17 protein-coding genes and 2 pseudogenes are annotated in these 21915 nt (G+C 63.2%); 14 read left to right on the top strand and 5 right to left on the bottom strand.

Annotated features, from left to right (window positions below):
• Positions 1 to 28 precede the first annotated feature (28 nt).
• The 4 genes and pseudogenes from LXM55_RS18810 to LXM55_RS32740 form a co-directional block, all read right to left on the bottom strand.
• A pseudogene (locus tag LXM55_RS18810) lies at positions 29 to 303 on the bottom strand (type II toxin-antitoxin system RelE/ParE family toxin); the annotation flags it as partial.
• Entirely contained in the window at positions 300 to 572 is a 273-nt protein-coding gene (locus LXM55_RS18805; RefSeq protein ID WP_233321764.1) for a type II toxin-antitoxin system Phd/YefM family antitoxin, read from the bottom strand. The pseudogene LXM55_RS18810 and the gene LXM55_RS18805, both read right to left, overlap by 4 nt.
• Before the next feature lie 169 nt (positions 573 to 741).
• Positions 742 to 1506, bottom strand: a complete 765-nt coding sequence (locus LXM55_RS32745) for a methyl-accepting chemotaxis protein (RefSeq protein ID WP_442799774.1) — start codon at positions 1504 to 1506, stop codon at positions 742 to 744.
• 93 nt (positions 1507 to 1599) lie between these two features.
• A pseudogene (locus tag LXM55_RS32740) lies at positions 1600 to 2622 on the bottom strand (HAMP domain-containing protein); the annotation flags it as partial.
• Positions 2623 to 2916: 294 nt separating this feature from the next.
• Here LXM55_RS32740 and LXM55_RS18795 point away from each other — a divergent pair.
• Both LXM55_RS18795 and LXM55_RS18790 read left to right on the top strand, forming a co-directional pair.
• Positions 2917 to 3171 (top strand): hypothetical protein, encoded by a 255-nt coding sequence (locus LXM55_RS18795; RefSeq protein WP_011058771.1) that lies wholly within the window; start codon positions 2917 to 2919, stop codon positions 3169 to 3171.
• A gap of 33 nt (positions 3172 to 3204) precedes the next feature.
• On the top strand, positions 3205 to 3774 hold the full coding sequence (locus LXM55_RS18790) for a lipocalin family protein (RefSeq protein WP_233321760.1): 570 nt from the start codon (positions 3205 to 3207) through the stop codon (positions 3772 to 3774).
• A 46-nt stretch (positions 3775 to 3820) separates the two neighbouring features.
• Here the strand turns inward: LXM55_RS18790 and LXM55_RS18785 are convergent, their stop codons facing one another.
• The gene (locus tag LXM55_RS18785) at positions 3821 to 5185 is read right to left on the bottom strand and encodes a formimidoylglutamate deiminase (protein ID WP_233321758.1); all 1365 of its coding nucleotides are present in this window, start codon (positions 5183 to 5185) and stop codon (positions 3821 to 3823) included.
• 107 nt (positions 5186 to 5292) lie between these two features.
• Here LXM55_RS18785 and hutC point away from each other — a divergent pair, with 107 nt between their 5' ends.
• The 12 genes from hutC to mdoH all read left to right on the top strand — a co-directional run bounded on the left by hutC (position 5293) and on the right by mdoH (position 21826).
• Entirely contained in the window at positions 5293 to 6042 is a 750-nt protein-coding gene (hutC, locus tag LXM55_RS18780) for a histidine utilization repressor (protein ID WP_011058774.1), read from the top strand.
• Positions 6039 to 6611 (top strand): HutD/Ves family protein, encoded by a 573-nt coding sequence (locus LXM55_RS18775; RefSeq protein WP_233321757.1) that lies wholly within the window; start codon positions 6039 to 6041, stop codon positions 6609 to 6611. Before hutC ends, LXM55_RS18775 begins: the two co-directional genes overlap by 4 nt.
• Before the next feature lie 415 nt (positions 6612 to 7026).
• Positions 7027 to 8709 carry a urocanate hydratase gene (gene hutU / locus LXM55_RS18770; protein ID WP_233321755.1) on the top strand — a complete coding sequence of 561 codons (1683 nt, stop codon included), beginning with the start codon at positions 7027 to 7029 and terminating at the stop codon, positions 8707 to 8709.
• A 109-nt stretch (positions 8710 to 8818) separates the two neighbouring features.
• A complete protein-coding gene (locus LXM55_RS18765) occupies positions 8819 to 10288 on the top strand; it encodes a purine-cytosine permease family protein (protein ID WP_233321753.1) in 1470 nt (489 codons plus the stop codon).
• 116 nt (positions 10289 to 10404) lie between these two features.
• A complete protein-coding gene (gene hutH, locus LXM55_RS18760) occupies positions 10405 to 11943 on the top strand; it encodes a histidine ammonia-lyase (RefSeq protein ID WP_233321751.1) in 1539 nt (512 codons plus the stop codon).
• A 156-nt stretch (positions 11944 to 12099) separates the two neighbouring features.
• Complete coding sequence (locus LXM55_RS18755) at positions 12100 to 13512, top strand: amino acid permease (RefSeq protein ID WP_233321749.1); 1413 nt, start codon at positions 12100 to 12102, stop codon at positions 13510 to 13512.
• Between the two features lie 12 nt (positions 13513 to 13524).
• Positions 13525 to 14730, top strand: coding sequence for an imidazolonepropionase (hutI, locus tag LXM55_RS18750; protein WP_233321748.1), 1206 nt, complete (start codon positions 13525 to 13527; stop codon positions 14728 to 14730).
• A gap of 10 nt (positions 14731 to 14740) precedes the next feature.
• Positions 14741 to 15541 carry an N-formylglutamate deformylase gene (gene hutG, locus LXM55_RS18745; protein ID WP_233321747.1) on the top strand — a complete coding sequence of 267 codons (801 nt, stop codon included), beginning with the start codon at positions 14741 to 14743 and terminating at the stop codon, positions 15539 to 15541.
• A 216-nt stretch (positions 15542 to 15757) separates the two neighbouring features.
• Positions 15758 to 16729 carry a prolyl aminopeptidase gene (gene pip, locus LXM55_RS18740; protein WP_233321746.1) on the top strand — a complete coding sequence of 324 codons (972 nt, stop codon included), beginning with the start codon at positions 15758 to 15760 and terminating at the stop codon, positions 16727 to 16729.
• Complete coding sequence (gene dtd, locus LXM55_RS18735) at positions 16726 to 17163, top strand: D-aminoacyl-tRNA deacylase (protein WP_233321744.1); 438 nt, start codon at positions 16726 to 16728, stop codon at positions 17161 to 17163. Before pip ends, dtd begins: the two co-directional genes overlap by 4 nt.
• A gap of 276 nt (positions 17164 to 17439) precedes the next feature.
• A complete protein-coding gene (locus LXM55_RS18730) occupies positions 17440 to 19263 on the top strand; it encodes a glucan biosynthesis protein G (RefSeq protein WP_233321743.1) in 1824 nt (607 codons plus the stop codon).
• Positions 19256 to 21826 (top strand): glucans biosynthesis glucosyltransferase MdoH, encoded by a 2571-nt coding sequence (gene mdoH, locus LXM55_RS18725; protein ID WP_233321742.1) that lies wholly within the window; start codon positions 19256 to 19258, stop codon positions 21824 to 21826. The genes LXM55_RS18730 and mdoH overlap by 8 nt, the downstream gene beginning before the upstream one ends.
• Positions 21827 to 21915: the final 89 nt, after the last annotated feature.

Raw genomic sequence — 21915 nt, 5'->3', positions numbered from 1 at the left:
TCACTTGTCCGTTCGCAACAGGCGCTTCATCAGCAATGATGTGGATAAAGACGGTGTTCTCCCGTACTTCGTAGATCACCCGGTTCATGCCGCACAGTACCTGGCGATAGTGGCGCAGATTGAGCTACTGAATTTCGTCAGGCACCACGCCTGCGTAGGGCGAGGTCGCCAATTGAGCCACGGTGGATTTCAAGTGCTGGAAGGTGCTGTGCCAGGCTTGGGTAGAGAATCGACTATCAGGTAGTGTCTGAGCGCTTTGAGGTCGTGTTCTGCCGAGTGCAGAATGACCACCTTGAATCTCATTGCGGGTCGTCCCGCTCCAGGTCGGCCAACACCTGCTCTGCATCACGGAACTGGCCGGCTTCAATCTCCCGGTTGCCCAGGGCCAAAAGTTTCAACATGGCCAGGGTCGCTTCCTGTTCCTCAAAGCTCTGTACATCCATAACCACCAGCTTGGCTTCGCCATTCTGGGTAATAACCAGAGGCTCGCGGCTCTCCGTCAGTTGCTTGACGATCTCGGCGGTGTGGCTTTTCAGGTAACTGATGGGCTTGACCTGAGATGAAAGCTTCATGGGGCGGGCTCGACTGGAAAGGCAGGCCTGAGTTTAGTCTTAATCCCGTTCTGTTGGGGGCGTGCAGACCCGCGACTGTATTGCTGAATGTCCGCAATCGAATGATTTCGCCGGCAAGCTGGCTCCTGCGGGAGAGTGGCAGGAGCCGGCTTGCCGGCGAAGCGGTGACTCAGATACGGAAACTGCCCACCAGATGCTGCAGGCGCTTGGCCTGTTGTTCCAGGTCGGAGCAGGCGCGCAGGGTGGCCTGGAGGTTTTCCACGCCTTCCTGGTTGAGGGTGTTGATCTCGGTGATGTCGACGTTGATCGACTCCACCACCGCGGTCTGCTCTTCGGTGGCGGTGGCCACCGACTGGTTCATGCCGTCGATCTCGCCGATGCGTTGGGTCACGCTGCCCAGGCGTTCGCCGGCCTGGTTGGCGATGCCCACGCTGCTTTCGCTCTCGCGCTGGCTTTCGGTCATGGTGCCCACCGCTTCACGGGCGCCGACCTGCAGTTCCTCGATCATCTTCTGCACTTGCTGCGCCGAATCCTGGGTGCGGTGGGCGAGGTTGCGCACTTCGTCCGCCACCACCGCGAAGCCACGTCCGGCCTCACCGGCGCGGGCCGCCTCGATGGCGGCGTTGAGCGCCAGCAGGTTGGTCTGCTGGGAGATGCTGGTGATGACTTCGAGGATCTGCCCGATGTTCACCGTGTTGCTGTTGAGGGTCTCGATGTTGTCGCAGGAGCTGCTGATCTTGGCCGACAGCTGGTGCATGGCCGCGATGGTCCTGTCCACCACCTGCTGGCCGTCTTCCGCCAGGCTGCGGGCGTCGCTGGAGTGCTGCGACGCCAGGGCGGCGTTCTGGGCGATTTCCTGGGCGGCGGCCCCCAGCTGATTGATTGCCGCAGCCACGCTGCTGGTGCGCGAAGCCTGCTGGTCGGAGTTGAGCATCGACGAGTTGGAGGCCGCGACGACTCGCAGCGCCACTTCGTTGACCTGGCCGGTGGCCGAGGACACTTCGCGGATCGAGCTGTGGATGCGCTCGACAAAGCGGTTGAACGACACGCCCAGGGTGCCGAACTCGTCGTGACCGTGGATCACCAGGCGTTTGGTCAGGTCGCCTTCACCTTCGGCGATGTCATGCATGGCCCGGCCCATCAGGTGCAGCGGCTGCATCAGCATGCGGATCAGCATGCCCAGCAGGCTGATGATGATCACCACGGCAATCGCCATGGCGATGATCGCCGAGGTGCGAAACTCGCTGAGCATGGCGAACGCGGTGTCCTGGTCCAGGACCAGGGCCACGTACCAGTCGGCCGAGGGCACACCGTTGACATGGGTGAAGGAAATGAACTGCGACTTGCCATTGAGTTGCACTTCTTTCATGCCCGGGCTGACTTTCGGCGCGCCGCTGGGGTAGGCCTCGTTCAGGCTCTTGAGCACCAGCTTGCTGTCGGGATGGATGAGGATCTTGCCTTCGGCACTGACGATAAAGGCGTGGCCATGGCCGCCGAAATTCAGCGAGTTGATGATGGCACTGATGCTCGACAGGTCGATGTCGGCACCGGCCACGCCGATCATCTGGTTCTGGTGCTGCACCGGGGTGGCGACGGTGACCACCAGCTTGCCCGACGAGGCGGCGATGTAGGGTTCGGTGACGATGGTCTGCTGGGCGCTGTTCGCCGCCTTGTACCAGCCGCGGGCACGGGGGTCGTAGTCGGCGGCACGGTTGCCGGCCGGGACCGAGAACATCACGCCGTCCTGGCCGCCGAAGTAGCTGAGCTGGAAGTTGCTGGTATAGGCGGGCAGGCCGACGCTGCGTTTCAGGCTGTCGGCGCCGCTGCCGTCGACGGCAATCTGCTGGGCCAGGGATTGCAGCAACTGGATGCGGCTTTCCAGCCAGGTCTGGATGTTGCTGGTGGTCAGGCTGCCCAGTTCCTGCATCGAGGCTTCGGTGCTGCTGCGCAGGGCTTCACGCTGTCGATAGTCGTTGAACAGAATAAAACAGGCGAACGCGACGGCCACCACAAGGGCGGCGGCCAGCAGGATCTTGTGGCTGAACTTCATATTTCTGGTCATTAAATGAACTACCGCGATGGGCTGGTCAACGAGGGGGCGTCAATTTGCCACAGTGGAGGGCTTTGCGCTGCAGTTATGTCGACTGGCCATTAGCGAAGATGAGGTCGTGGCGAAGAAAACCGACGAACTGCCAGGTCCGCTGAAAAGGGGCTTGATTGATGAGGAAAATACCGCGCCAGCCTGGCGAGAAATACCCGTTCCCCCGGGGAACCAGAAGGGGGTTTTCTCTTCTAAGCTTCTGGTTGGCTGACAGGCCTTCCCCCTTTCGTCCAGGAGTTCACCATGTCCCTGCGTTCTCTCGCTCTGTTGTCGTTCTGCGTGCTGTTGGCTGCGTGCAGCAAGGTCAATCAGGAAAACTATTCCAAGCTCTCGGCGGGCATGCCCAAGGCCGAGGTCGAACAGCTCCTGGGCAAACCGACTGACTGTTCGGGCGCGCTGGGCATGTCCAGCTGCACCTGGGGTGACAAGAACAGCTTTATCAGCGTGCAGTATGCCGGTGACAAGGTTCTGATGTTTTCCGGGCAAGGCCTGAAGTAAAAACCGGGGCTTCGAGCCCACGGGAGAAAAATAATGATGCGTTTTGTTTTCACTCTTCTGGTCGGCCTGCTCTTGGCCGGCTGCGCCACGTCCCGGGACGATTCGCTGGCGCCCAAGACCGTCAATCACGTCGACCTCAAGCGCTACCAGGGGACCTGGTATGAGTTGGCGCGGTTGCCCATGTATTTCCAGCGCAACTGCGCGCAATCCGAGGCCCGTTACACCTTGCTGCCAGAGGGCAACGTGGCGGTGCTCAACCGCTGCCTGACAGCAGAGTGGAAATGGGAGGAAGCGCGGGGCACGGCCACACCTCAAGTGCCGGGCAAGACCGACAAGCTTTGGGTGCAGTTCGATAACTGGTTCTCGCGGCTGTTGCCGGGGGCGATCAAGGGCGACTACTGGGTGCTGTATGTCAGCGATGACTACAAGACCGCCATTGTCGGCAACCCGAACCGGCGCTACCTGTGGTTGCTGTCGCGCACTCCGGAGGTCAACGAGACGGTGCGTGAGGATCTGCTGAGCAAGGCGCGTCAGCAGGGTTATGACACCACGCGGCTGATCTGGCGGGTGTCGGACTCGGCCATGGCCCAGACCTCGAAATAGACTCATCCCCTGTAGGAGCCGGCCAGCCGGCTCCTATGCATTGGGGTCAGTGGAGCAGGTCGCGCAGTACCTGGGTGAAGGCCCGGCTGCTGTCTTCTTCGGCGGCGTGACGACCGTCACGCACGACCCATTGCCCGCCCACCATCACATCCCGCACCTGACGGTCGCCGCCGGCGAACAGCCAGCGGTTGAGAATGCCGTCGCCGTCGGCGGTGGCCAGGTACGGGTCAGTGCCATCGAGCACCAGCCAGTCGGCGCGCTTGCCCACCGCCAGGGCGCCAATGCCTTGCCCCAGGGCTTGCGCGCCGCCGTCCAGCGCGGCGTCGTACAAGGTCCGGCCCACCATGGGCTGGTCGGCGCCGTACAGGCGGTTGCGCCGCTGGTCCCGCAGGCGCTGGCCGTATTCCAGCCAGCGCAGCTCTTCCACCACGCTCAGCGATACATGGCTGTCGGAGCCGATGCCCAGGCGGCCGCCCTGGGCGAGGAAATCCACCGCTGGGAAAATACCGTCGCCCAGGTTGGCTTCGGTGGTCAGGCACAGGCCGGCAATGGCCCGGCTTTTGGCCATGAGGCTGACTTCTTCCGGGTTGGCGTGGGTGGCGTGGACCAGGCACCAGCGCTGATCCACCGCGACGTGCTCATACAGCCACTGCAACGGGCGCTGCCCGCTCCAGCTCAGGCAGTCGTCGACTTCCTTCTGTTGCTCGGCAATGTGGATATGCACCGGGCACTGGCGGTCGCTGGCAGCCAGCACTTCGCTGATCTGCTGGGGCGTGACCGCGCGCAACGAGTGAAAGCACAGGCCCAGTTGCTGGTTGGCCTGTTGCGCCAGCACGGATTGCAGGTGCTGTTGCAGCTTGAGGTAGTTTTCCGTGCTGTTGATGAAGCGGCGCTGGCCGTCATTGGGGGCCTGGCCGCCAAAGCCCGAATGGCTGTACAGCACGGGCAGCAGGGTCAGGCCGATGCCGCTGCCGGCAGCCGCCTGGCTGATGCGTCGGGACAGCTCGGCAGGGTCGGCGTAGGGCTGGCCATCGCTGTCGTGGTGCACGTAATGGAATTCAGCCACCGAGGTATAGCCGGCCTTGAGCATTTCGATGTACAGCTGGCGGGCGATGATCTCCAGCTGTTCAGGGCTGATCTTGCCCACCAGGCGGTACATCAGGTCGCGCCAGGTCCAGAAGCTGTCATTGGGGTTGCCGGCCACTTCCGCCAGCCCGGCCATCGCCCGCTGAAAGGCGTGGGAGTGCAGGTTGGGCATGCCGGGTAGCAACGGGCCCTTGAGTCGCTCTGCGCCATCCGCGCTGGCGTTGGCCTGGATGTGCGTCAGCAGGCCGTCGGCGCTGACTTCAAGACGTACATGGTTGGCCCATCCATTAGGCAGCAGCGCGCGTTCGGCGAAGAAGGCGGACATGGTTCAAGCACCCCATCGTGTGTTATTTGTATATACATATACAGACGTTTGCCTGCCCGGTAAACTCCGGCAAGCTAGTCACCTTTTTTCCTCAACAAGGATTTCCCGTGCCGACTCCGCCTGCCAAATCGCCGTTGGCTGCCCACTTGGGCGATAGTCCGGCGCCCTTGTATGCCCGCGTCAAACAGATGATCACCCAGCAGATCGAGAGCGGAAACTGGCCGCCGCATTACCGGGTTCCCTCGGAAAGCGAGCTGGTCAATCAGTTGGGTTTCAGCCGCATGACCATCAACCGCGCGCTGCGTGAGATGACCGCCGAAGGCATGCTGGTGCGGATGCAGGGCGTGGGCACTTTCGTCGCCGAGCCCAAGAGCCAGTCGGCCCTGTTCGAAGTGCACAACATTGCCGACGAGATCGCATCCCGCGGTCATCGCCATACCTGCCAGGTGATCACCCTGGGTGAAGAGGCCGCCGGTTCCGAGCGCGCCCTGGCCCTGGACATGCGCGAAGGGCAGAAGGTCTTTCACTCGCTGATCGTGCATTTCGAGAATGATATTCCGGTGCAGATCGAGGATCGCTTCGTCAACGCCCTGGTGGCGCCGGAGTACCTCAAGCAGGACTTCACCCTGCAAACCCCTTACGCCTATCTGTCCCAGGTCGCGCCACTGACCGAGGGCGAGCATGTGGTGGAGGCGATTCTCGCCGAAGCCGAAGAATGCCGGCTGTTGCAGATCGAGCGCGGCGAGCCTTGCCTGCTGATCCGCCGCCGCACCTGGTCCGGGCGCCAGCCGGTAACGGCTGCACGGCTGATTCACCCCGGTTCCCGTCATCGTCTGGAAGGGCGTTTTCACAAATGATCCACTCCACCCTGTTACGCGCCGCCGACTACCCGCGCATGCCGTGGAAAAACGGCGGCGGCAGCACTGAGGAAATCACCCGTGATGCGGGCACTGGCCTGGACGGTTTCGGCTGGCGCCTGTCGATTGCCGACATTGGCGAGTCCGGCGGTTTTTCCAGCTTTGCCGGTTATCAGCGGATCATCACCGTGCTGCAAGGCGTGGGCATGCAACTGACGGTCGATGGTCGGGATGTACGGCCCTTGCTGCCTCTGGACCCCTTCGCCTTCAGTGGTGCCAGCCAGGTGAGCTGCACCTTGCTGGACGGGGCGATTCGCGACTTCAACCTGATCTATTGCCCTGAGCGCTATGTTGCCCGCTTGCAGTGGTTCGATGGCCAGCAACGCTTTTTCACCCAGGCCCACACCGTGCTGGTGTTCAGCGCCGCCGAACAGGCGTGGGTGGACACGGGTAACGCCCCGTTGCAGGCGCTGGGTCGTTACGACTGCCTGCGCCTGGAAGGCAATGCCGGGGTTATGGAGATGGCCACCGACGGACGCTGCTGCGTCATCGAACTCACCATCCGCTGATTCCCCTTGGCCGTTCCAGGTCGAGCTCCGGCCTGGAACGGCTGCACGTTTTCCTTCTTCTATCTTCCTTCGATCTTGCCCGGATGCTGGCCCGCCTTTGTCGGGCTGGATCGGCACGCATTGCCCTGTGCGGGGTGTTTCTTCCGCGCACTCATTTGTTACCGAACGCCCCAGAACGGCGCAAAACCGATTCTGGGTAACAGCGTCGCGGCGGGCCAACGTCTCCTCTGGAAAATTCTCGCTCGGTTGAAAGCCTTGTTCCGCAAGGCTTGCAGTTTTATCCGGGGGCTTTTCAGGTACGTCTCAAGCGAGTTGGCCGCTTGATTGCATATGCTTGTATGTACAAGTAAATATGTGTGCGTAAGAGTCGATGGAACCTCTTCGCACCTTGGACTCATCGCCGAGGAGTTTTTCCGTGACCGACAGCAAGCCAACTAAATACCGTAACGTCGAAATCCGCGCCGCACGTGGCAACAAGCTGACCGCCAAGAGCTGGCTGACCGAAGCGCCGCTGCGCATGTTGATGAACAACCTCGACCCGGAAGTTGCCGAGAACCCCAAGGAGCTGGTGGTGTACGGCGGCATTGGCCGCGCGGCGCGCAACTGGGAGTGCTACGACAAGATCGTCGAAGCCCTGACTAATCTGAATGACGACGAGACCCTGCTGGTGCAGTCCGGCAAGCCGGTCGGCGTGTTCAAGACCCACAGCAACGCGCCACGGGTTCTGATCGCCAACTCCAACCTGGTGCCGCATTGGGCCAGCTGGGAACACTTCAACGAACTGGATGCCAAGGGGCTGGCCATGTACGGCCAGATGACCGCCGGCAGCTGGATCTACATTGGCAGCCAGGGCATTGTCCAGGGCACCTACGAAACCTTCGTCGAGGCGGGTCGCCAACACTACGATTCCAACCTCACCGGCCGCTGGGTGCTGACTGCCGGTCTGGGCGGCATGGGCGGCGCGCAGCCGCTGGCCGCGACCCTGGCCGGGGCGTGCTCGCTGAACATCGAGTGCCAGCAGACCAGCATCGACTTCCGCCTCAAGACCCGCTATGTCGACGAGCAGGCCACCGACCTGGACGACGCCCTGGCGCGGATCAAGAAATACACCGCCGAAGGCCGGGCGATCTCCATCGCGCTGTGCGGCAACGCTGCCGAGATCCTGCCGGAGCTGGTACGTCGCGGCGTGCGCCCGGACATGGTCACCGACCAGACCAGTGCTCACGACCCGCTCAACGGCTACCTGCCCAAAGGCTGGACCTGGGAGCAGTACCGTGATCGCGCCAAGACCGAGCCTGCTGCGGTTATCAAGGCCGCCAAGCAATCCATGGCCGAGCACGTCAAGGCCATGCTGGCGTTCCAGAAGATGGGCGTACCGACCTTCGACTACGGCAACAACATCCGCCAGATGGCCCAGGAAGAGGGCGTCGAGAATGCCTTCGACTTCCCGGGTTTCGTCCCGGCCTATATCCGTCCGCTGTTCTGCCGCGGTATCGGCCCGTTCCGCTGGGCGGCGCTGTCCGGTGATCCGCAGGACATCTACAAGACCGACGCCAAGGTCAAGGAACTGATTCCCGACGACGCCCACCTGCACAACTGGCTGGACATGGCGCGCGAGCGCATCAGCTTCCAGGGCCTGCCGGCGCGGATCTGCTGGGTTGGCCTGGGCCAGCGCGCCAAGCTCGGCCTGGCGTTCAACGAAATGGTCCGCAGCGGCGAGCTGTCGGCGCCGATCGTCATCGGTCGCGACCACCTGGACTCCGGTTCCGTGGCCAGCCCGAACCGTGAAACCGAATCCATGCAGGATGGTTCCGACGCCGTGTCCGACTGGCCGCTGCTCAACGCCCTGTTGAACACCGCCAGTGGCGCGACCTGGGTTTCCCTGCACCACGGCGGCGGCGTCGGCATGGGCTTCTCCCAGCATTCGGGGATGGTGATCGTCTGCGACGGTACCGATGAAGCGGCCGAGCGGATTGCCCGCGTGCTGCACAACGATCCGGCCACCGGGGTCATGCGTCATGCCGATGCCGGTTACCAGATCGCGATCGATTGCGCCAAGGAACAGGGCCTGAATCTGCCAATGATCACCGGCCAGTAACCGGAGCGTCGGTTCACCCCACCCTCCCTGTAGGAGCCAGCAAGCACCGCGGTGCTTGCTGGCTCCTACGGTGGAAGTCGTCTGCAGTGCCCATAGAGGTTTGACGTCCATGGCTTTAGCGAATGATCGTGCCAACAACAAACCGTTGATCGAGAAGCGTTCGATCGACTACATCCCGGAAGCGGAAAGACACGGTCGTCTCTTGAGTCAGTTCACCCTGTGGCTGGGTGCCAACCTGCAGATCACGGCGATCGTCACCGGGGCTCTGGCGGTGGTGTTGGGCGGTGATGTGTTCTGGTCGTTGATCGGTCTGCTGATCGGCCAACTGCTGGGCGGTGGGGTGATGGCGCTGCATGCCGCGCAAGGGCCGAGGCTCGGCCTGCCGCAGATGATCTCCAGCCGGGTGCAGTTCGGCGTCTATGGCGCGGCCATTCCGATCGTGCTGGTGTGCCTGATGTACGTCGGTTTCACCGCAACCGGCACGGTGCTTTCCGGGCAGGCGCTGGGCCAGATGTTTGGCGTCAGCGACAGCACCGGCATCCTGATCTTCGCCAGCGTCATCGTGCTGGTCACGGTGCTTGGCTACCGGGTGATTCACTACATCGGCCGAGTCGCCAGCGTGATTGGCGTGGTCGCCTTCTTCTATCTGTTCAGCCGGCTGCTGAGCCAGACCGATGTCAGTGCCTTGCTGGCCATTCGTCACTTCAGCTGGAGCAGTTTCCTCCTGGCGGTGTCATTGGCGGCATCCTGGCAGATCGCTTTCGGCCCCTACGTCGCCGACTATTCGCGCTACCTGCCGAGCAAGACTTCGCCGTTGAAGACCTTCCTCGCCGCTGGCGCCGGTTCGGTGATCGGTGCCCAGGTGGCGATGGTGCTCGGGGTGTTCGCCGCGGCCCTCTCCAAGGGCCAGTTCGCCGGTCGTGAAGTGGCCTACATCGTCGGCCTGGGCGGCAGTGGCGCCATTGCTGCGTTGCTCTACTTCAGCATCGCTTTCGGCAAGGTGACCATCTCGACGCTGAACTCCTATGGCAGCTTCATGTGCATTGCCACCATCATCAGCGGCTTTCGCGGCGAGCTGAAAGTGACGCGCTTGCAGCGGCTGGTCGCGGTGTTGCTGATTGTCGGCACCGCGACCCTGATCGCACTGCTCGGCCAGCACTCGTTCCTCGGTGTGTTCAAGTCCTTCATCCTGTTCCTGCTGGCGTTCTTCACGCCCTGGAGCGCGATCAACCTGGTGGACTTCTACTGCATCACCAAGGAGCGCTATGACATCCCGGCGCTGTCCAACCCGGACGGTCGCTACGGCCGCTGGAATGTCATGGGCATCAGCGTTTACGTGTTCGGCGTGCTGGTCCAGATGCCGTTCATTTCTACCCACTTCTACACCGGCCCCCTGGTGGCGAGTCTTGGCGATACTGATATTTCCTGGATCATCGGCCTGGTGGTGCCCGCAGCCTTGTATTACGTCTGTGCGAAGAAGTGGCACGGCGCGGTGCCCGAGCAGTTGATCCTGCCCGTCGAGCCGCCAGCCGTCCTTGAACAAACGACCCACGAACCTCGCCGTGCTACGGCGGTTTGACTCTCGATTTTCATCACCAGCGTGCCAAGGCGCCAGCGACTCACCCTTGAGCCTGGCGACGGACAACGGAAGCTTCCGGAGCGACTGGTAGTAATTACAAAACTCTCGAAAGGAGCATGAATGTGACTGCGCTAAACCTGATTCCCGGCCAACTGACCCTGGCCCAACTGCGTGCCATCTACCAGCAGCCGCTGACCCTGAGCCTGGACGACAGCGCTTCGGCGCAGATCGATGCCAGCGTCGCCTGTGTCGAGCAGATCCTCGCCGAGAATCGCACCGCCTATGGGATCAACACCGGCTTCGGCCTGCTGGCCTCGACCCGCATTGCCAGCGCCGACCTGGAAAACCTCCAGCGTTCCCTGGTGCTGTCCCACGCTGCCGGTGTCGGCGAGCCGATCAGCGACGACCTGGTGCGCCTGATCATGGTGCTCAAGGTCAACAGCCTGAGCCGTGGTTTCTCCGGGATCCGGCGGCAGGTGATCGATGCCCTGATCGCGCTGATCAACGCCGAGGTCTACCCGCATATCCCGCTCAAGGGGTCGGTGGGTGCATCCGGTGACCTGGCGCCGCTGGCGCACATGTCCCTGGTGCTGCTGGGCGAGGGCAAGGCGCGCCACAAGGGGCAATGGCTGGAAGCCACTGCGGCCCTGGAAATCGCCGGCCTCAAGCCGCTGACCCTGGCCGCCAAGGAAGGCCTGGCGCTGCTCAACGGCACCCAGGTTTCCACTGCATACGCCCTGCGCGGGTTGTTCGAAGGCGAAGACCTGTTCGCCGGCGCCCTGGTCTGTGGCGGCCTGACGGTGGAAGCCGTGCTCGGTTCGCGCTCGCCGTTCGATGCGCGGATTCACGCGGCTCGTGGCCAGCGCGGGCAGATCGATACCGCTGCGGCCTACCGGACGTTGCTGGGGGACAGCACCGAGGTGTCCGCCTCGCACCAGAACTGCGACAAGGTCCAGGACCCGTACTCCCTGCGTTGCCAGCCGCAAGTGATGGGCGCCTGCCTGACCCAGTTCCGCCAGGCCGCCGAGGTGCTGGTGGTGGAAGCCAACGCCGTGTCGGACAACCCGCTGGTGTTCGCCGCGGAAGGTGACGTGATCTCCGGTGGCAACTTCCACGCCGAGCCGGTGGCCATGGCGGCCGACAACATGGCCCTGGCCATCGCCGAGATCGCTTCGCTGAGCGAACGGCGGATCTCGCTGATGATGGACAAGCACATGTCCCAGTTGCCGCCGTTCCTGGTGGCCAATGGCGGGGTCAACTCCGGCTTCATGATCGCCCAGGTCACCGCTGCGGCCCTGGCCAGCGAGAACAAGGCCCTGGCCCACCCGCACTCGGTGGACAGCATCCCCACTTCCGCCAACCAGGAAGACCACGTTTCCATGGCTCCGGCCGCTGGCAAGCGCCTGTGGGAAATGGCCGAGAACACCCGCGGTGTTCTAGCCGTGGAATGGCTGGCGGCCTGCCAGGGCCTGGACCTGCGCGAAGGCCTGAAAACCTCGCCGGCCCTGGAAAAGGCCCGCGCGACCCTGCGCGAAAAAGTGGCGTATTACGAGAAGGACCGTTTCTTCGCGCCGGACATCAACGCCGCCAGCGAGCTGCTGGCTTCGCGTTGCCTGAATGGGCTGCTGCCAGCCCGGTTGTTGCCGAGCCTGTAATGCACGCCGGGCCGCCAGATAACGCCGTGCTCGGCCGCTAATGGTGGCCTGTGTTGGTTTGCTTGACCGGCAAGGCGGGCGCTGAGCGTCTGCTTCTGCCGCCCCGCGCCTCTGCGCGGGGCGCACTTGTCCGATAACAATAAAAGGGACGATGACATGCAATCGCAAGAAACAGGATTACGTCGGGGGCTGACTGCCCGTCATATACGCTTCATGGCCCTGGGGTCGGCCATCGGTACAGGATTGTTCTACGGTTCGGCCTCGGCCATCCAGATGGCCGGGCCAGCTGTGTTGCTGGCCTACCTGATTGGCGGGGCGGCGGTGTTCATGGTGATGCGCGCCCTCGGGGAGATGGCGGTGCACAACCCGGTGTCCGGCTCCTTCGGGCAGTACGCCAGTCAGTACCTGGGGCCCTTGCCGGGCTTTATCCTGGGCTGGACCTACGCGTTCGAGATGTTGATCGTGTGCCTGGCGGACGTCACCGCCTTCGGCATCTATATGGGGTTCTGGTTTCCCGAGGTGGCGCGCTGGATCTGGGTGCTGGGCATCGTCCTGCTGATCGGCGGCCTTAATCTGTGCAGCGTCAAGGTGTTCGGCGAGATGGAGTTCTGGCTGTCGCTGCTCAAGGTCGGGGCGATCATCGCGATGATCCTTGGCGGCTTCGGCATCATGCTGTTCGGCATCGGCAGCGCGGCCACCGAACAGGCCACCGGCGCCAGCAATCTGTGGGCCCATGGTGGTTTCATGCCCAATGGCATCAGCGGGGTGATCGCTTCCTTCGCGGTGGTGATGTTCGCCTTCGGCGGCATCGAGATCATCGGCGTCACCGCCGGCGAGGCCAAGGACCCGCAGCGGGTCATTCCCAAGGCAATCAACGCGGTGCCTCTGCGCATCCTGCTGTTCTACGTGCTGACGCTGTTCGTGCTGATGTCGATTTTCCCCTGGCCACAGATCGGTACCCAGGGCAGCCCGTTCGTGCAGATCTTCGACAGCCTGGGTATCAGCTCGGCGGCCACCATCCTGAATATCGTGGTGATTTCGGCGGCGGTGTCGGCCATCAACAGTGACATTTTCGGTGCCGGGCGCATGATGTACGGCCTGGCCCAGCAAGGGCAGGCGCCCAAGGGCTTTGCCCAGGTGTCCAAGACCGGCGTGCCGTGGATGACCGTGGTGGTGATGGCCGTGACCCTGTTGGGTGGCGTGGTGCTGAACTACCTGATTCCGGAAAACATCTTCCTGCTGATCGCTTCCCTGGCGACTTTCGCCACGGTCTGGGTGTGGCTGATGATTCTGCTGACCCATGTGGCCATGCGTCGCTCGATGAGCGCCGAACAGGTGGCCCAGTTGCAGTTCAAGGTGCCGTTCTGGCCTTGGGCGCCGGCGGCGGCCATTGCCTTCATGCTGTTCATCTTCGGTGTGCTGGGCTACTTCCCGAAAACCCAGGCCGCGCTGCTGGTGGGCGTGGTGTGGATCGCCTTGCTGGTGCTGGCCTATATGCTGTGGGTCAAGCCGGCAGCGGCGCAGGCCCAGCAGATCCGCGTCGATTCTTCTCTACCTACTGATCATTAACGGAGGCCTTGGATGAAAACTCTTTGGCAACACTGCAACGTCGCGAGCATGGCCCAGGGTACTTACTCGATCATCGAGGACGCGGCCATCGTGACGTCAGGGGCGCACATCGAGTGGATCGGCCGGCGCCAGGCGGCGCCGGCCACCGACTATTCCCGGGTACAGGACCTGGGCGGCGCCTGGGTCACCCCGGGGCTGATCGATTGCCATACCCACACGGTGTTTGGCGGCAACCGCAGCGGTGAGTTCGAACAACGCCTGCAAGGCGTCAGTTATGCCGAGATCGCCGCGGCCGGTGGCGGTATCGCCAGCACCGTGCGGGCCACTCGCGCCGCCTCTGAAGAGGAGCTGTTCGTCAGTGCGCGCAAGCGTCTGCTGAGCTTGCTGCGCGACGGTGTCACCAGCGTCGAGATCAAGTCCGGCTACGGCCTGGACCTGGCCAGCGAGCGCAAGATCCTGCGGGTCATCCGCCGCCTGGGCGAGGAACTGCCGGTCAGCGTGCGCAGCACCTGCCTGGCGGCCCATGCCCTGCCGCCGGAATACGCCGAGCGCAGCGACGACTACATCGAGCATATCTGCAGCGAGATGCTCCCGGCCCTGGCGGCCGAAGGGCTGGTGGATGCGGTGGATGCCTTCTGTGAGTACCTGGCGTTTTCCCCTGAGCAGGTGGAGCGGGTATTCATTGCCGCGCAACAGCTTGGCCTGCCGGTGAAACTGCATGCCGAGCAGCTGTCGTCCCTGCATGGTTCGAGCCTGGCGGCGCGCTACCGGGCGCTGTCCGCCGATCACCTGGAATTCATGACCGAGGACGATGCCATCGCCATGGCGGCCTCGGGAACCGTCGCGGTGTTGTTGCCGGGGGCTTTCTATTTCCTCCGGGAAACCCAGCTGCCGCCGATGGCAGCCCTGCGCAAGCACGGGGTGAAGATCGCCGTGGCCAGCGACCTCAATCCCGGCACCTCGCCGGCGCTGTCGGTGCGGCTGATGCTGAACATGGCCTGCACCTGTTTTCGCATGACCCCCGAGGAGGCGCTGGCCGGGGTGACCTTGCACGCGGCCCAGGCCCTGGGCATGGACAAGACCCACGGTTCGCTGGAGGTGGGCAAAGTGGCGGATTTCGTCGCCTGGCAGATCGATCGTCCCGCCGACCTGGCCTACTGGCTGGGCGGCGACCTGGAAAAACGCGTCGTGCGACACGGCGTTGAAGTGACTGTGTAGGAGAAGGCTTGTGGATAAGGTTCTGAGCTTCAAACAAGGCCGGGTGCCGCTGCTGATCAGCATGCCCCACGCCGGTACGCGCCTGACGCCAGCAGTGGCGGCCGGGCTGGTGCCCCAGGCGCAGAGCCTGCCGGACACCGACTGGCACATTCCACGGCTGTATCAGTTCGCCGAGGAGCTGGGGGCCAGCACCCTGGCGGCCGAGTACTCGCGCTTCGTCATTGACCTGAACCGGCCGTCCGACGACAAGCCGCTGTATGTGGGCGCCACCACCGGCCTGTACCCGGCGACCCTGTTCGACGGCGAGCCGTTGTTCGTCGAAGGGCTGGCGCCGTCCGCGCAGGAGCGCCAGCAGTACCTGGAGCAGGTCTGGGGGCCCTATCACCGGACCCTGCAAGAAGAGCTGGCGCGGCTCAAGGCCGAGTTCGGCTATGCCTTGCTGTTCGATGCCCATTCCATCCGTTCGCTGATCCCGCACCTGTTCGAAGGCAAGCTGCCGGACTTCAACCTCGGCACCTTCAATGGCGCCAGTTGCGATCCACAATTGGCTGGCCGCCTGGAGAGCATTTGCGCGGCCCATGCCGATTACACCCACGTGCTCAATGGCCGTTTCAAGGGCGGGCACATCACCCGGCATTACGGCAACCCGGCCGAGCACATCCACGCGGTGCAGCTGGAACTGGCGCAGAGCGCCTACATGGAAGAGGTCGAACCGTTCCGCTATCGCGAGGACTTGGCGGCACCGACCCAGGAGGTGCTCAAGGCGTTGCTGCAGGGGCTGCTGGCCTGGGGGCAGGAGCGTTACCGCTGACATGGCGTTCGCCAGCACGCTGGCTCCTACCGCGGGCGCACGCCTTCTGTAGGCGCGAGCGTGCTCGCGAAGCGCCCTGCGTGACTCGTCGCAATCCCCTGAACAACCCTGTTTTCTTCAAGGACATGCTCATTGCGTAATTCGGGTTTATGATGCCGAACGGCAGAATAAATGAAGTCCCCACCAGGGATGAACCCGACCTCCACGGAGCGCGTAATGCAGACTTTGTACCCGCAGATCAAACCCTATGCCCGGCACGATCTGGCCGTCGACGAGCCGCATGTGCTGTATGTCGACGAAAGTGGTTCACCGGAAGGTTTGCCGGTGGTGTTCATTCACGGTGGTCCGGGCGCGGGCTGTGATGGGGCGAGTCGCTGCTACTTCGACCCGAACCTGTACCGTATCGTCACTTTCGACCAGCGCGGTTGCGGGCGCTCCACCCCTCACGCCAGCCTGGAAAACAACACCACCTGGGACCTGGTGGCCGACCTGGAGCGCATTCGCCTGCACCTGGGCATCGACAAATGGGTGCTGTTTGGCGGCTCCTGGGGTTCGACCCTGGCCCTGGCCTATGCCCAGACTCACCCGGACCGTGTGCTTGGCCTGATCGTGCGCGGCATCTTCCTCGCCCGGCCCCAGGAAATTCAGTGGTACTACCAGTGTGGCGCCAGCCGCCTGTTCCCCGACTACTGGCAAGACTATGTGGCGCCGATTCCCCTGGAAGAGCGTCACGACCTGGTCAGCGCCTTCCACAAGCGCCTGACCGGCACCGACCAGATCGCCCAGATGCATGCAGCCAAGGCCTGGTCGGGCTGGGAAGGGCGCACCGCAACCCTGCGTCCCAACCCTCTGGTGGTGGATCGTTTCTCGGAACCGCAGCGGGCGCTGTCGATTGCCCGGATCGAGTGCCACTACTTCACCAATAACGCCTTCCTCGAACCCGACCAGCTGATTCGCGACATGGGCAAGATCGCCCATCTGCCCGGGGTCATCGTTCATGGTCGCTACGACGTGATCTGCCCGCTGGACAATGCCTGGGAGCTGCATCAAGCCTGGCCCAACAGTGAATTGCAGGTGATTCGCGACGCCGGTCACGCCGCCTCCGAACCGGGCATCACCGATGCCCTGGTACGTGCCACTGATCAGATGGCGCGTCGCCTTCTCGATCTGCCGCCCGAAGAAGCATGAAGGGCCTGTTGCAGCGCGTGCGTGGCGCGCGGGTGGAAGTGGCCGGGGAAATAGTCGGCGCGGTGGACCAGGGCTTGCTGGTGCTGGTAGCGGTGGAGCCCGAGGACACTCGGGCCAGCGCCGACAAACTTCTGCATAAGCTGCTTAACTATCGGGTGTTCAGCGATGCCGAGGGCAAGATGAACCTGTCCCTGGCGGATGTGCAGGGTGGCTTGCTGCTGGTGTCGCAGTTCACCCTGGCGGCGGACACCAAGAGCGGGTTGCGCCCGAGCTTTTCCACGGCCGCGCCACCCGCCCTTGGCGAGGCGCTTTTCGACTACCTGGTAGTGAAGGCGCAACAGTTGCATGGCAAAGTGGCATCAGGGCGTTTTGGCGCGGACATGCAGGTGCATCTGGTCAATGATGGCCCGGTAACCTTCCTGTTACAGACCTGAAAGTGCCTGAAACATCTTTTTCCGCCGATTTGGGCCGGAAACTGCTGTTTTTCGCGATAAATACTTTGTTACCCCTGATGCGTTGTAACGCGGGCTACTAGATAATCGCGCGCTACGGGGATCAGCGTTCGTTGGTCCATTTTGACTTAAGTAGAGACTTGTCCACGGCCGTTTGGGGAATCATTTAGCCCCATCGGAGTCGGAACAATGCTCGCCAACCTGGCATATAGATAGCTGGCCGTTGGTTTTTTGATCTGTTTTCGGCGAGGGTTGCTCGTGATTGTTAGTCCCTGTAATGCACCAAACTTGTTTGCCAAACGGTTACGAAACGCACTGGTGACGGGCTCTGCGCTGGTCTGCCTGTTCGGTGCCGGTCAACTCATGGCATTCAATCTGGATGATGTGTCGGTCAAGGCCAAGGACCTGGCCGGGCAGAAGTACGAGGCCCCGCGCAGTAACTTGCCGAACGAGTTCCGTGAGATGAAGTTCGCGGATTACCAGAAAATCCGCTTCCTCACCGAAAAAGCCGAATGGGCCGATCAGAAGACCCCCTTCAAGCTGTCGTTCTACCACCAGGGCATGCACTTCGACACGCCGGTGAAGATCAACGAGATCGCCGCCAACACTGTTACCGAGATCAAGTACGACCCGAACCGTTTCGATTTCGGCGACGTGAAGTTCGATCCCAAAGCCACCGAGAAGCTCGGCTACGCCGGCTTCCGCGTGCTGTACCCGATCAACAAGGCTGACAAGCAAGACGAGATCATGACCATGCTCGGCGCGAGCTACTTCCGCGTCGTTGGCAAGGGCCACACCTATGGCCTGTCCGCGCGGGGCCTGGCGATCGACACCGCCTTGCCGTCCGGCGAAGAATTCCCGCGTTTCAGCGAGTTCTGGATCCAGCAGCCCAAGGCGACCGACAAGCACCTGGTGATCTACGCCCTGCTGGATTCGCCACGGGCCACTGGCGCCTATCGCCTGACCCTGCGGCCGGGCGCCGACACCATTGTCGACGTCAAGGCCCGGGTGTTCCTGCGTGACAAGGTCGGCAAGCTGGGCCTGGCCCCGCTGACCAGCATGTACCTGTTCGGCGCCAACCAGCCGTCGAAAGTCCTCAACTACCGTCGCGAGCTGCATGACTCCAGCGGCCTGTCGATCCATGCCGGCAATGGCGAGTGGATCTGGCGCCCGCTGAACAACCCGAAACACCTGGCCGTGAGCAACTTCTCGGTGGAAAACCCGCGTGGTTTCGGCCTGCTGCAGCGTGGCCGCGACTTCAGCCACTATGAAGACCTCGATGACCGCTACGACAAGCGCCCAAGCGCCTGGATCGAGCCGAAGGGCGACTGGGGCAAAGGCACCGTCGACCTGGTAGAGATCCCGACCGCGGACGAAACCAACGACAACATCGTGGCGTTCTGGAACCCGGAAAAGCAGCCTGAGCCAGGCCAGCCGCTGGATTACGCCTACCGCCTGCACTGGACCATCGACGAAGCCGCCCTGCATTCGCCTGACAGCGCCTGGGTCAAGCAGACCCTGCGCTCCACCGGTGACGTCAAGCAGTCCAACCTGATCCGTCAGCCGGATGGCAGCGTGGCCTACCTGGTGGACTTCGAAGGCCCATCTCTGGCGGCATTGCCGGAGAACGCCGACGTTCGCAGCCAGGTCAGCGTTGGCGACAATGCCGAGCTGGTGGAAAACAGCGTTCGCTACAACCCTGAAACCAAGGGCTGGCGCCTGACCCTGCGGATGAAGATCAAGGACGCGAGCAAGTCCACCGAGATGCGCGCCGCCCTGGTCCGTGACATTCCGCAGCCCGAGCCGACCAAGGCCTCGACGCCGAACTCCAACTCCTCCGTGGCCAAGGCCGACAAGCTCGCCGCCAAGCAGCAGGAGAAGAAGGAGAAGGAGGCCGCAGCGGCTGCCGCCAAGCAGGCTGATGCCAAGCCGGCCAAAGAAGCCAAGGATGCCAAGGACAAGGATCACAAAGACGCCAAGCAGCCTGTTGCTGCCGAAGCGGCCCCAGCCACACCGGAACCGGTTAAAACTGAACAAGTCCTGACCGAGACCTGGAGCTATCAGTTGCCTGCCGATGAGTAACTCTCAACTACAGCCAGCGTCTCTTGCCGAGTACCTGGCTCACTTGCCCATGTCGGACGAGCAGCGCGCGGAACTCGCGGGCTGCCAGTCCTTCAGCGAACTGCACCAACGCCTGTCGTCCAGCACCTTCGACGCGCCCACCGATGCCGCCCAGGCCTCGGTGGGCCCACGCCTGAGCCTGAGCACCGCTGCGGAGCTTGAAGACGCGGAGATGCTCGGTGTCGACGCCGAAGGCCGGGTCTGCCTCAAGGCCACGCCGCCGATCCGCCGCACCAAGGTGGTTCCGGAGCCGTGGCGCACCAATATCCTGGTGCGTGGCTGGCGGCGCCTGACCGGGCGCACCAACCCGCCCGCGCCGCCGAAGGATGAGCGCGTGCTGCCGGCTGCCCGCTGGCGCACCGTCGGTTCGATCCGCCGCTACATCCTGCTGGTGCTGATGCTCGGCCAGACCATCGTCGCCGGCTGGTACATGAAAGGCATCATGCCGTACCAGGGCTGGTCCTTCGTCGACCTGGAAGAGGTCATGCACCAGCCGCTGATGCAGACCGCCCAGCAAGTGCTGCCCTATGCCTTGCAGACCAGCATCCTGATCCTGTTCGGGATCCTGTTCTGCTGGGTGTCGGCAGGTTTCTGGACCGCCCTGATGGGCTTCCTGGAACTGCTCACCGGTCACGACAAGTACCGCATTTCCGGGGCCAGCGCCGGCAACGAGCCGATCCCCATGGATGCGCGCACCGCATTGGTCATGCCGATTTGCAACGAAGACGTGCCGCGGGTGTTTGCCGGCCTGCGCGCGACCTTCGAGTCGGTGGCAGCCACCGGTGACCTGGACCGCTTCGACTTCTTCGTCCTCAGCGACAGTAATGACAGTGATATCTGCGTCGCCGAGCAGCAGGCCTGGCTGGATGTCTGCCGGGAAGCCAAGGGCTTCGGCAAGATCTTCTATCGCCGCCGTCGCCGCCGGGTGAAACGCAAGAGCGGCAACCTCGACGACTTCTGCCGTCGCTGGGGCGGTGACTACAAGTACATGGTGGTGCTCGACGCCGACAGCGTGATGAGCGGCGAATGCCTGACCAGCCTGGTACGCCTGATGGAGGCCACGCCAGACGCGGGGATCATCCAGACCGCGCCACGGGCCTCGGGCATGGACACCCTGTATGCGCGCATGCAGCAGTTCGCTACCCGCGTTTACGGCCCGCTGTTCACCGCTGGCCTGCACTTCTGGCAGTTGGGTGAATCCCACTACTGGGGGCACAACGCGATCATCCGCATGAAGCCGTTCATCGAGCACTGCGCCCTGGCGCCGTTGCCCGGTAAAGGCGCCTTCGCCGGTGCGATCCTGTCCCACGACTTCGTCGAAGCCGCGCTGATGCGCCGTGCCGGCTGGGGCGTGTGGATTGCCTACGACCTGCCGGGCAGCTACGAAGAACTGCCGCCGAACCTGCTGGACGAGCTCAAGCGTGACCGTCGCTGGTGCCACGGCAACCTGATGAACTTCCGCCTGTTCCTGGTCAAGGGCATGCACCCGGTGCACCGCGCGGTGTTCCTCACCGGGGTGATGTCGTACCTGTCGGCGCCGTTGTGGTTCTTCTTCCTGGTGCTGTCCACGGCCCTGCTGGCGGTCAACACCTTGATGGAGCCGCAGTACTTCCTCGAACCGCGGCAGCTGTATCCGCTGTGGCCGCAGTGGCACCCGGACAAGGCCATCGCGCTGTTCTCCACCACCATCGTGCTGCTGTTCCTGCCGAAGCTCTTGAGCATCATCCTGATCTGGGCCAAGGGGGCGAAAGAGTTCGGCGGCAAGTTCAAGGTGACCCTGTCGATGCTCCTGGAGATGCTGTTCTCCATGCTGCTGGCACCGGTGCGGATGATCTTCCACACCCGTTTCGTCCTGGCCGCGTTCCTCGGTTGGGCCGCGACCTGGAACTCGCCACAACGTGACGACGACTCCACGCCGTGGAGCGAAGCGGTGCGCCGCCACGGTCCGCAGACCCTGCTGGGCTTCTGCTGGGCGCTGCTGGTGATCTGGTTGAACCCGAGCTTCCTCTGGTGGCTGGTGCCGATCGTCGGTTCGCTGATGCTGTCGATCCCGGTGTCGGTGATCTCCAGTCGCGTCGGCCTGGGCCTGAAGTCCCGTGACGAGAGCCTGTTCCTGATCCCTGAGGAATACGCTCCGCCCCAGGCGCTGCTGGCCACCGACCAGTACACCCACGAGAACCGCTGGCACGCGCTCAACGACGGCTTTATCCGGGCCGTGGTCGATCCGCAGCAGAACGCCCTGGCCTGTGCCCTGGCAACGTCCCGTCATACCCAGGCCGAGCCGATCGAGTGGCTGCGTCAGGAGCGGGTGCGGCATGCCCTGAAAGCCGGCCCGGCGGCCTTGAACAATAGCGAGCGCCTGGCGCTGTTGAGCGACCCGGTGGCCCTGGGCCGCCTGCACCAGCAGGTCTGGAGCGAGGGGCACAGCGAATGGCTGAGCGCCTGGCGCCAGTCGGTGGATGCCGACCCCCATGCACCGTTGCTGCCGTTGCAGCCGTTGAACGCGGCGCCGCAACCGGCCTGAAGCCAACGCCCTTGAGCTCTCGCTCAAGGGCGTTTTGCTGTGTGCGGCCAATAGTCTCCATCCCTCTGTGAAACAACAAAAATCCTTGT

This window comes from Pseudomonas sp. Au-Pse12 (assembly GCF_021341665.1).
GTDB lineage: Bacteria > Pseudomonadota > Gammaproteobacteria > Pseudomonadales > Pseudomonadaceae > Aquipseudomonas.
This window is presented reverse-complemented; position numbering and strand designations above follow the sequence as displayed.